Below are 2451 nucleotides of genomic sequence, written 5' to 3' on the forward strand. Positions count from 1 at the left end.
CGATCAATAAACCACATCTAATAATCTTTTCGCGGTAGCTTTACTCTTCAGTTTTAAACTGAGGAGTCATCCATGAGCACAATCAACAAAGAACAATTTTGGCAAGACCACATCACCGCTTGGCAAGGCAGCGGTCTATCCCAAACCGCGTATTGCAAACAGCATGAGATCAAATTTCACAACTTTGCTTATTGGCGTAATCGGCTGAGCCCTGCAAAAGCGCCGTCAGCAAAATTAATAAAACTGGGCGGCATGCCAGCCTCATCTCGTATGATAATGAATTTACCGCTCGGCGTTCGATTAGAATTATCCGCCAGCGATTTGCCTGTCGTGTTGCCCGCGGTGCTGCAACTCCTTCGGGAATCGAACTGATGCTGCGGCCGACATCCCATGTTGATGTCTATTTGTACATGGCCCCGGTGGATATGCGCAAGTCTATTAACGGCTTAGCCGCGCTGGTTGAAAACGAGCTGGCGCTCTCGCCGATGATGGAAGTGCTATTTGTATTTTGTAATCGTGGCCGAGATAAAATCAAACTCCTGTATTGGGAGCGAAACGGTTTTGTCGTGTGGTATAAGCGCCTAGAAAAGCAGCGCTTTAAATGGCCTCGCCAATGCGAGTCAGGCTATGAATTACGCGATGGCCGCGACTTAAACTTCTTGCTCGATGGCTTGGATATTTGGCGCAATAAACCCCACGAAACCCTGTATTTTGACTCGGTTAGCTAACGGTATTTTGGTATAATACTCGTCATGACGACGCGACTTTCATCTCCTTCTTCCGACGATATCAACAGCCTCAAAGCTTTGCTTTTGGAGAAGGATAAACGCATCTCCTTACTGGAAGAACAAGTGCGTTTACTCAGGCATAAACGCTTTGCGGCCAGCAGCGAGAAGTCGGACGAACAGGCCGAGCTTTTTAATGAAGCCGAAGCGGCTGAGCCTGTCCCAGAGGAAGACCTTAACGAAAACACGGATGACGCCGAAACCGACACCATCCAGTACGAACGTCGCAAATCTCGTGGTCGTAAATCGTTACCCGCTGACTTGCCTCGCGTCCGTATCGAACATGACCTGTCTGATGCAGAGAAAGTCTGTGAATGCGGTTGTGCGCTAACGCATATCGGCGAAGACACCAGTGAACAGCTGGATATCATTCCCGCTAAAATCCAAGTGCTGCAGCATGCTCGATTGAAATACGCCTGCAAAGCGTGTGAATCTAATGTACGCACAGCCGCATTACCGGCGCAGCCCATTCCAAAGAGCAATGCGAGCGCAGGCCTACTGGCGTATATCGCTACCGCGAAATACCAAGATGCACTGCCACTGCACCGCCAAGAAAGTATCTTCAAGCGGATGGAAATTGATATCCCCCGCAACACCCTCGCGAATTGGATGATGCGCAGTGGGGAGTTGATTGCACCGCTGATCGCCCAGCTTGATAGCGAACTTCGCGGTGGCAAAATCATACAATGCGACGAAACGCCGCTTCAGGTATTAAACGAACCGGACAGGCCCGCGAGTAGCCAATCGTATATGTGGGTCAGGCGCAGTGGCGCACCTGGTCGCCCCATCGTGTTATATGACTATGCACCGAGTCGCGCTGGCAGCGTGGCGGAGAAATTGCTCTCGGGTTTTAGTGGTTACCTGCAAACCGATGACTATGCAGGCTACCATGCCGTCGGCCGCCAATACGACATTAGCCATGTGGGCTGCTGGGCTCATGCCCGCCGTAAATTCGTTGACGCCCAAAAGGCGGCGACCTCGAAAGACAAAAAGACCGCCCGCACCGGCAAAGCCGATGTGGCCATCAATTATATTGCCAAGCTGTATGCTATCGAAAAGCAGGCGAAGGACGCGAGCAGCGAAGCGCGTCGCCAGTTGCGACAAGAAAAAAGCGTTCCGATTCTCAATGCCCTGAGGGAATGGTTGGACAAAACTTTGCACAGCACTTTGCCCAAAGGCCTGCTCGGTACGGCACTGGGTTATCTCAATAAAAATTGGGAAAAGCTGATTCGTTACACGGAAGATGGTGACGTGAATATTGATAACAACCTCGCCGAGAATGCCATCCGGCCTTTTGTTATAGGCCGCAAGAACTGGCTGTTTAGCGCAACGCCCAGAGGTGCTCAGGCCAGCGCTGCGATCTACAGCTTAATCGAAACAGCAAAAGCAAATGACGTAGAGCCTTACGTGTATTTGTGCAAAGTCTTTAGTCAATTACCGAGTGTGACAACAACCGAAGAATTACAGGCATTGTTGCCGTGGGCAAACGCCTAATAAAGAAAAGTAGCAGGAAGGCAGTCGCCTTCTTGGCAACGCCATCCAATCCCTTGCTGACCCTCATCCTTGAGATTACCTTCCATGCTGTAGACTCATCCAGAGCCTGTAGAAAACTATAGGTGCATTATCTGAGTTTGCAAATAATTAATTAGGTGGGGTTTGTTGAGCG

At 50.2% G+C, this 2451-nt stretch carries 3 protein-coding genes; all 3 read left to right on the plus strand.

The genetic code is table 11. From position 1 onward, the window contains the following. Nucleotides 1-72 precede the first annotated feature (72 nt). The 3 genes from tnpA to tnpC are packed head-to-tail and all read left to right on the plus strand — an operon-like array spanning nt 73 to nt 2279. Nucleotides 73-372 carry an IS66 family insertion sequence element accessory protein TnpA gene (tnpA, locus tag O9X78_RS20580; RefSeq protein WP_269621563.1) on the plus strand — a complete coding sequence of 100 codons (300 nt, stop codon included), beginning with the start codon at nt 73-75 and terminating at the stop codon, nt 370-372. After that, entirely contained in the window at nt 372-728 is a 357-nt protein-coding gene (gene tnpB, locus O9X78_RS20585; protein ID WP_269621564.1) for an IS66 family insertion sequence element accessory protein TnpB, read from the plus strand. The genes tnpA and tnpB overlap by 1 nt, the downstream gene beginning before the upstream one ends. Nucleotides 729-752: 24 nt before the next feature. After that, on the plus strand, nt 753-2279 hold the full coding sequence (gene tnpC, locus O9X78_RS20590; RefSeq protein WP_269621565.1) for an IS66 family transposase: 1527 nt from the start codon (nt 753-755) through the stop codon (nt 2277-2279). Nucleotides 2280-2451 lie beyond the last annotated feature (172 nt).

Origin of the sequence: Zhongshania aquatica (assembly GCF_027257955.1) — a bacterium.
Classification (GTDB): domain Bacteria; phylum Pseudomonadota; class Gammaproteobacteria; order Pseudomonadales; family Spongiibacteraceae; genus Spongiibacter; species Spongiibacter aquatica.

What these genes read in the sequence shown, in the direction of transcription:
- tnpA (WP_269621563.1), top strand. Translation starts at nt 73, where the DNA reads ATGAGCACAATCAACAAAGAACAATTTTGGCAAGACCACATCACCGCT.
- tnpB (WP_269621564.1), top strand. Translation starts at nt 372, where the DNA reads ATGCTGCGGCCGACATCCCATGTTGATGTCTATTTGTACATGGCCCCG.
- tnpC (WP_269621565.1), top strand. Translation starts at nt 753, where the DNA reads ATGACGACGCGACTTTCATCTCCTTCTTCCGACGATATCAACAGCCTC.